Below are 7,905 nucleotides of genomic sequence, written 5' to 3'. Positions count from 1 at the left end.
CGCGGGCAACCTGGGCGATCGGCTTCTTGGTCTCTTCGACGATCCGCACAGCCCCTTCACGGAACTCCCGGTCGTACCTCATTCTCTTCTCTGACATCGCAATCCTCATTGTCGATGCCTCCACGCTTCGGGGGGAACCTCACCTGGCACCTACCCTGGGCCTTGCCCTGGCAGCACCAATGGACCGTCCTCTTCGAACGCGTCCACGCACGCCCCGGCTACCAGCAGCGACCTGGTCACCCAACCGCCGCCGACGTCGCGACCAAGGACCACCAGTGGAACGCCCGGGCAGCGAGATAGGAAGACTCCTGCCCCCACTGTGGACAAGAGAGCAGTGATCCCCATAAGATTCTTGGTCTACTCGGCAAGCGAGGTGCAGCATGCAAGCTAAAGACTTCGGCTTTGCGAGCATGGCGGCGACCACTAAACGCCCGGTCATTGCCATTAGATACGCTTTGGCTGCTGCTGAGGGCACATACCTTGAAGCCTTCAGGCCCCCGACACATACCCGAGCCTACTGGACCAACCGGATATGGGGTGCGCCGGGGAGCATCAACAACTTCCTTCTAGAGATGAGCCGCGGCCGATTCGGGTTTGACGTTGCGAAGAGCGTCGTTTCCCCGACCGTCTATGTCCTCGATAACACCAAGCTGAAACTGGATAAGGACAACAACGGGAAGCTGTCCCTCGATGGCAGTCTGATCCGTGGCGAAGCTATAAAGGCGGCCCAGGCTGACATCAATTTCTCGAGATATGACCGCAATCGTTCCGGGACCTTAACCCCTGACGATGCAATAGTGCTTGTGATCGCCGCGAGTGACTCTCGGGGCGGACAGTTCGGTAGCGCACGCCAGCAGGGGACAACGCCCGCAGCTGTTCCCGTCGATGTCACCGTTTCCGGCCTCAAAGTCACCGGCAATGCAGTAGGGGCTTTTGGCGCCGCGGCCTCGATTTCCTTGATTACGCACGAAATCATGCATGCGCTGGGCGCAGTGGACATCTATGGCCTTTGGGAGTCGGATCGAGTACTGAACAGTCCCGGCAGTCTTATGGGTAGTTCAGGCACAAACCCGAGCCATCTCGATCCGATGCACAAGACTCTGCTGGGCTGGACTGAGCCGCGTCTCGTTGAGGCTGGCACCAACAGCACCGCGGAGCTGGTCGCTCCCACGGTCCCCGGGGACACAAACAGCCACCGACCTCTGCTGGTGTACTCGGCCCGTAGGAAGGCAGCCGAGTTCTTCATCCTCGAGTACAGGACACACGCCGCGGCCTCGGCGGTTGCCGGCGACAACTTCGAAGGAAGCCTTGCCAGCAGTGGCCCTGGGCTGGCCATCTGGCGGGTGACAATGCAGCGGGGACAGTTGAAGGGTACACCCGGCTATATCCACCGCAACAAGCAAGGCAGGCCAGCAGCGGCCGACAAAGCTGCGTCGACTGATCTATTTGTGCAGACGAATGGAACGTGGAACAACCATCGCATTAGGATGGAACTCGGCACTGGACGCGTATATGCATCTAGTCCCAACGGGGGCCTCTACACGTTCGCCATCACGAATTGGACTGGCCCCAAACCGAATCCGCTACCGCACCGTGGTTCGGCGTCTGTGACTACGCTGCGCCCCGAAAGGGGTCCGGGCCGTGGCTGGGACCGCTACCTGGATATGTTCGCCGGGGGCGATGGAGTGCTCTACGGCATCACGCCGGATGGCGAACTCGCTTGGTACCGGCATGATCCGGCAGAGCCAAGTGGCTTCTGGAACGAGGGTGCTGAGAACGTTATATCGACTGGATTCGGCTGGGATGACTACAAGCAGGTATTCCCAGGCGGAGATGGCGTGATCTACGCGATCACCAAGAATGGATCGCTCCTCTGGTATCGACACACGGGATCGCAGACTGGTCGGTGGAGCTGGAATGACACTGACGCGAGTCGCATCTCCACGGGCCGGTCATGGCACAAGTTTTGGCACGTATTCGCAGGCGGTGGCGGCACCATCTATGCAATTTCTGATGATGGAAGACTGCAGTGGTACCGGCACACGGGGGTGCGCACTGGCAGGCCAAACTGGGTAAAAGACGGCCGCGCTGTCGACCTGGGCGGCAACTGGACACAGTATGAACAGGTTTGGAGCGGGGGCAATGGCACCCTGTTCGGCCTCGCCGCCGATGGTAGTGTGGATTGGTACCGTCACACTGGCTGGCAGACTGGAAGCGCGAACTTCCAGTCAACTAGGGCTGTCGAATTGCCAACTTCTGGCAAGGGGCCGAACTTCCTTTATGTGACCTTTGGGACTCATGGCCTGCTCACAACCAGGCCCGGCCCCGGTGACACGCCCGTGGACGCACCGCCGATCAACATCATCTCCGCACCTGATGGCACCATGGGTACACCACACGGGCTGTGGCGAGCTGAACACGGCGTCGTCCCAATCACGATGTCGGACGGCCAAGTGATAGCGCGGGTTTCGGTCGAACCCCTTCCCCACCGGAACCCCGAATCAGCTGACAGCATTCGCGTCAGGATTCGGCCTGCCTGACGTGGGACTGCAGTCCCTAGCTTCGCCTGACCCATCGGCCCCGCGCGCTCGGCTTCCCACGGGGCAATCTTGCAGTTGCCGGATCGGCTTCGCTTCGGCGCCGGCAGGCCTCGCTGATCCAGGAACCTCAGAAGAAGGCGCCAAACTTCTCCGAGTAGCGGCTCTCCACACTCATAAGCTGTCCGGTAACCAGGTCGGACTATGACCGCAACTTGGCGCAGCGACGGACCGTAGCCTAAGCCCGGATCCACCGATGACTTGGTGTGGGTGAGCGTGTGGCGCAATGATGAGATGCCCTCCCGTGATGGGACCGACGGCGACTCCTACCGCCTGAGTTGGCTCACGTCCGCGGGTTCGGCGCTCGGGCAGGTCGCTGACCTGCGCTGATGCGTCTGTCTTAGTGCGTTTTCATCGGACGGGCGCGGGCACTGGTGGGTGTACTACCGGTACGCCCACGACCCGCGGCCGGCGCACCCTGAAGGGGCATCAGTGACCAGGTCGCCAAGGCCGAGAAGGCCGTCGCAGGGAAAGTGCCGGTGAAGCGGAACCGGTTCGTCAGCCTCGAAGGCGGCACCGGCTCGGTCAACCGCGACCTCGAAGCCAAGGCGAGGGCACTGGCGGGATGGAAGGGGTACGTGACCAACCTGTCCCCCGAGCGCGCGGATGCCGAATTCGTCATGGCCGCCTACCACCGGCTCTTTCAGATCGAGCGGTCGTTTCGGATGTCCAAGCACGACCTGCAGGCCCGGCCGATCTCCACCACAAGCGCGACTCGATCGAGGCGCACCTGACCGTGGTGTTCGCCGCCCTGGCCGTGACCCGGCACATCGAAGCCGCGACGGGCATGTCGATCAAGCGGTTCGTCAAGACCACCCGCCGCTACCGCGAAGCCGTCATCGCCGCCGGTGACCAGCTATCCAGGATGCAGCGATGAGAAGTACCAGGAATATGATGGCTGTCGCGAGCAGGTAGAGGAAGCGATATGGCCAGTCCTTCCATGGTTCCGCCAGAAGGGAAGTGACAGCGACGGGTATACCCCACAGGGGGATCAAGACCCGCTTCCAACGTAGAGCGGTCAGCCGCTTCCCCGTACTCGCGCATTTCTCGGATCTGACCCACGAGTCTAGTTGAGAAGCTGACAGATTCCGGCTCGCCGTCGACGATGGCTCACAATTCAATCCAGTCGTAGCGGTTCATTACGTCCGGGACGATTTGCCATCCCCCCTCGCCATGTCCGTCCTCGGTAACGATTTTGGTACGTTCCGCCAAATCGGAGACCCTCGCATCAATGACGGTGAGGGAGGGAACCGATGATCCCTGAACGCTTAGACTCACAGGGCGCACAAACGTGGACTCCGTGAGAGGCTTCTCGCCCGTGTTCGTCAATCTATACAAAATGATCCACGGGGTCGCGCACCCGTTTTTCATCCGGACCGAACAGAAGCTTCAGTTCAGAACTCAGGCTGGCCTCGCAAACCGTCTGACGCCTCGCAACGGCGAGGATCCTGCCGCCTACGCGGAGCGTGCGCGGGTCCACCTCGAGGACCGTAGGCGGCAGGGGGTCGACATCGTCTGGAGGGTCTAGCCCGGAGTCCTTTCGACATGACGCGGCGACGACAGACTACTTGGACGACTCAGGTCCATCCACGGGGACGTACAACACGCCCAGGGTAAGCGGTGGGAGTCCCATGCGCCCCGTCAAGTCGTGCGCCCACTCTCGCGCAAAGGGGTAGAGCGCGAACAACCCAGTGGTTTCGGCATAGGCGGCCAACTCCTCTTCAGTTGGTGCCTCATCACCTTCTCGCATCTCCAAGCGAAAGAGGCCTTCGAGCACGTACTTGATGTTTGCGAGAGGATCGCCATCCTCCGCCGACGCATCGTCGTCCCCATTGTCGCTCGCGTGTGCTGCGCCCATAGTCAGGTGCAGGTTGAAGGCAACCTGCACCACGAAGGTGTCGTCTTCCCCTCCATCCCATTGCAGGACCACATCCGGCACGAGGTCGTAACTCAGCCGACGACCGGCCTCTCGCTCAGCCACCAACTCAGCGTTGACTGACGAAGCCCGGATGTTGAGGATGTTCGCTCGTGCAGCGACTCTAGACGCGAGCGCCCTCTTCTCCTCTTCGACCACCGAGGGTCACGCAGCCAACGAGTAGGGGTTGGCGGACCACTTCGCCGATCGCCGATGCACCTGAGTCGCCTTCGGCGGTTCCACGCGGGCCACCGTGTAAGCGTTTGAGGACGTATCCACCCAATCGCAGGTGGCGTCCCAAACGACGTTCACTTCGAGTCTCGCCTCGACAGCACGCGCGTAGCGTTGAAGAGTCGAGAGCCGCGGGTCGCTCATCTCGGTCTCGAAGCCGGACACGGTGGACTGCCCCACCCCCATCCGGCGCGCGACCTCGGTCTGGGTCAGCCGAAGTGCCTTGCGAAACCCGATGAGCCGGTCGATGACACGCTGGAGCAATCCCTCGTCTTCGAATCCGGCCCGGACCCCCGGAATCTGGAGCTGCTCCTGCAGGTACTTATCGAAGGTGGACTGGGACGGCTGAGTCTGCGGCGACATGGCAGTTCCTTCGCTCAAAATTGTGGGTCGCATGACGCTTGCGAGTGATGTTGTGGGTCGCTTGAGGGCTAGCGACCTGTGTGTGTGCTTCCCCTGCGTATCGGCTACAACCGATACTGTAGCCACTTGGACACGGGGCGCAACCCCAAAGCGGCGAAACGTGTCCGAACGGACACTTTCTACTCTTGCCACCCGTGCGGCGGCGTCACCCCTCGCGTCTTCAACCAGACCTTGCGACGATCGTTCGCTCGCTGGATGTCTTCCGACGGAGTCTGCTGCTTGTTTTTGTAGAAGGCCGTCACAGCCACACAGATGTTGCCCCAGACGAAGAAGAGCACGCGGAAGTGGTTGTTGCCGTTTCGCGCCCGCCACTCCCAGATGTCGCGATCGAGCTTCTTGACGTCCTCACGCCGAGACACCCCGTCTCGATAGCGAAGCATGGCCTGCAGCAACTTGCCTCGGATCGAGTCAGGCAGATCCTCGAACTCCTCTTGAGCCTTCTTACGACCACCCGGTTCGGCGCTCCACCACACGATGTCGCGCTTGCGGGCAGGGGGAGGTGACTCGCTGGACCTTGACCCTCGCGCTCCCCTCCGTGGCATACCTGTATCCCTCCCGTGGGGCATGTCTGCACCGAGCCTAGTCAACAGCACGGGCACATGAATTGGTGGCACCGCCGAGATGTGTCGACGGTGCCACCCGAAGGGACTAGCCCTTCCCGGACTTGTTGTTGGTCCGGTCCACGATCTGCCACGTCTGCCCCTTACGCGGGGTCGGCGGAGCGGGCCGACCCTTCGGCAGCGTGATCTCGTGACGCGTGCCGGTCAGTCGATACTGAGCCGACGCCGGGGCGGTCTGTCCCGGACGGATGCGCTTAGCCGTCATCGTGTGCTGCACCTCCTCTCTGAGCGTCGATCTTCCGGACCTTCTCCAGATGTCCACATCGACGCTGAGAGAGCGATAGGGTCGAAGCTGCCCACCAAGCACGAGACGGCCCTTGGCCCGGAGACAACCCTCCGGACGAGGGCCTTCTCCGCTCTAGCGCAAGGATACTTCCCTCGATATCGGATGCAACCGATACGACTTACATTCGTGGGATTCGTGCTCGTAACGCTCGTTTCGCAGGCCTGCGAGGTCCGATCATCTCAGTATGCGAGACGCCGAGGTCGCTATGCGGCTGTCAGGCACAGTTGAGGACTGCGCCAGTACGCCACTCCGCCGCCCCTTGGCCCGTAGGAGTGCCGTCCGCCTGGCACCGCGGCGATCTTGCGGTAGATCAGACCCTCCTCACGCAGTGCGACGAGCAGCTGCACCGTCGACTCCGGCAGCGTCGACCGGCGACCCATGTGCACCCCAGGGTCCCTGGCCGCAGCTAGCGTTTCACGCGTCCGCTGTCCATGACCCGCCGCTCCCACTGAGCGACCGACGCCACCACGTTGGCGACCAACTCCCCCGCCGGTGTCGCGGTGTCGACCCCGAGGTCCAGAGCAACAAGCGCCCAGCCCTCCGGCTGCGATCGCTGCCTCAGTGCGGCGAAGTCCGGCGAAGTCCGGCAAGGACCGGGACAGCCGATCTAGCTTGGCCACGACCAGTGCCTCAGCCTCCCCTCTCCTGAGGGCCCTCAGAGCCTCTTGCAGCCCCGGCCGGGACAACTACTAGCGGTCCAGCCGTCGTCCTCGTAGAGGACAGTTGTCCATCCTCTACGGCTGGTCTCGGCGGAGATGGCCGACCGCTGCGCGTCCAATCCCAGCCCTCACCGCGCCTGCTTTTGACTACTGACTCTCACGTATCCGCCGACGTCCACGACAGCAACAGTTGCTTGCCTCGACGTCGGGCCTCTCGGAGCTCAACGGCTCGACAGGTCCGCGAACCAACGCAACAGGGCGGGCTCGAACAGCACCCAAGCCGCGGCCACGACGGCCAGAACGAACGCCACCCCCAGAACCCACCCAGGGATCACCCCGCTCTCCCGGTTGCTGTGGGCTCCGCCCTTGACCCGGGTCACACGCCGCGCCATCGACCGTCCTTCACCTGCAAAGAGCCAGCCCAGCAGCTACACCACCGACGCCTCTGTCGATCACAGCGGCCTCGAACGGCTAGGCTGGCACACCCGGCCCTGCACAAAGATGGAACCCGCGTCGCGCAGTCTCCCGGGGCGACGCCGACACCGCAATCACACTCAGATGCGCCGCTGGACAACGGAATTGCGACGGATCCACGCCCGCCGGATCCCGCAGGCCAGACGATCCCGTTAAGAGATCTCTTGCGAATTATTGAGGGGTCGTTCCTCCGGACAGCCCTCTCTCAAAGCTGCTGAGCCACAACGCTGCTCGGTGATCGGCGGCGACCAGTCACCATCCGAGGACGTCCAAAGCGATGACAGCGCCCCGTCTGTCGCGCTCGATCTCTAGTCATCGCATGGCCAGGTCGGGCAGGATGACAAGTGGGTCGGGTTGGTCGGTTCGTCGGCTGTTAGGGAGGTCTGTAATGAGTGAAGGTCGTGGCTCGTCGGGGTCGGGTGCTGCGCCGTGGGGTGCGGTGTCGTTAAGTGATGCAATCGCCTCGTTGCGGGAGGAACTCTCGATGGCGTGGGCGTCCTCCTCGGGTGAGATGCTGCGGTTCCGGCCCTCTCCGGTGGAGCTGAGTCTGGAGGTGGCGGTCACCTCGGACAAGACTGAGGTTCCCCCCGAAGCGTGGAGGCATCGACAATGAGGATTGCGATGTCAGAGAAGAGAATGAGGTACGACCGGGAGTTCCGTGAAGGGGCTGTGCGGATCGTCGAAGAGACCAAGAAGCCGA

At 62.4% G+C, this 7,905-nt stretch carries 9 protein-coding genes and 2 pseudogenes; 3 read left to right on the top strand and 8 right to left on the bottom strand.

What is annotated here, in order from left to right; all coding sequences use genetic code 11:
* The first annotated feature begins 410 nt into the window (after nt 1-410).
* Nucleotides 411-2,540, top strand: coding sequence for a tachylectin-related carbohydrate-binding protein (locus GA707_RS20485; protein WP_193315476.1), 2,130 nt, complete (start codon nt 411-413; stop codon nt 2,538-2,540).
* A gap of 447 nt (nt 2,541-2,987) precedes the next feature.
* Nucleotides 2,988-3,453, top strand: a pseudogene (locus GA707_RS20480) (transposase); the annotation flags it as partial.
* 708 nt (nt 3,454-4,161) lie between these two features.
* Here GA707_RS20480 and GA707_RS20475 read toward each other — a convergent pair.
* The 8 genes and pseudogenes from GA707_RS20475 to GA707_RS21035 all read right to left on the bottom strand — a co-directional run bounded on the left by GA707_RS20475 (nt 4,162) and on the right by GA707_RS21035 (nt 7,123).
* Complete coding sequence (locus GA707_RS20475; RefSeq protein WP_152180300.1) at nt 4,162-4,578, bottom strand: SecB chaperone; 417 nt, start codon at nt 4,576-4,578, stop codon at nt 4,162-4,164.
* A gap of 99 nt (nt 4,579-4,677) precedes the next feature.
* Nucleotides 4,678-5,106, bottom strand: coding sequence for a helix-turn-helix domain-containing protein (locus GA707_RS21670; RefSeq protein ID WP_152180299.1), 429 nt, complete (start codon nt 5,104-5,106; stop codon nt 4,678-4,680).
* 179 nt (nt 5,107-5,285) lie between these two features.
* The gene (locus tag GA707_RS20465; RefSeq protein WP_193315475.1) at nt 5,286-5,639 is read right to left on the bottom strand and encodes a type II toxin-antitoxin system RelE/ParE family toxin; all 354 of its coding nucleotides are present in this window, start codon (nt 5,637-5,639) and stop codon (nt 5,286-5,288) included.
* A 175-nt stretch (nt 5,640-5,814) separates the two neighbouring features.
* Nucleotides 5,815-5,991, bottom strand: coding sequence for a hypothetical protein (locus tag GA707_RS21040; RefSeq protein WP_193315474.1), 177 nt, complete (start codon nt 5,989-5,991; stop codon nt 5,815-5,817).
* 284 nt (nt 5,992-6,275) lie between these two features.
* Nucleotides 6,276-6,452, bottom strand: a complete 177-nt coding sequence (locus GA707_RS21485) for a hypothetical protein (RefSeq protein WP_226964009.1) — start codon at nt 6,450-6,452, stop codon at nt 6,276-6,278.
* A gap of 26 nt (nt 6,453-6,478) precedes the next feature.
* Entirely contained in the window at nt 6,479-6,679 is a 201-nt protein-coding gene (locus tag GA707_RS21910; protein ID WP_370460068.1) for a recombinase family protein, read from the bottom strand.
* Nucleotides 6,678-6,758 (bottom strand): annotated as a pseudogene (locus GA707_RS21905) (recombinase family protein); the annotation flags it as partial. The pseudogene GA707_RS21905 and the gene GA707_RS21910, both read right to left, overlap by 2 nt.
* Before the next feature lie 194 nt (nt 6,759-6,952).
* Nucleotides 6,953-7,123: a hypothetical protein gene (locus tag GA707_RS21035; RefSeq protein WP_193315473.1), complete on the bottom strand. Its 171-nt coding sequence runs from the start codon at nt 7,121-7,123 to the stop codon at nt 6,953-6,955.
* Nucleotides 7,124-7,482: 359 nt separating this feature from the next.
* Between GA707_RS21035 and GA707_RS21900 the strand changes: the two genes are divergently transcribed.
* Entirely contained in the window at nt 7,483-7,818 is a 336-nt protein-coding gene (locus tag GA707_RS21900) for a trypco2 family protein (RefSeq protein WP_370460067.1), read from the top strand.
* Nucleotides 7,819-7,905 lie beyond the last annotated feature (87 nt).

This window comes from Nostocoides sp. F2B08 (genome assembly GCF_009184895.1).
GTDB lineage: Bacteria > Actinomycetota > Actinomycetes > Actinomycetales > Dermatophilaceae > F2B08.
This window is presented reverse-complemented; position numbering and strand designations above follow the sequence as displayed.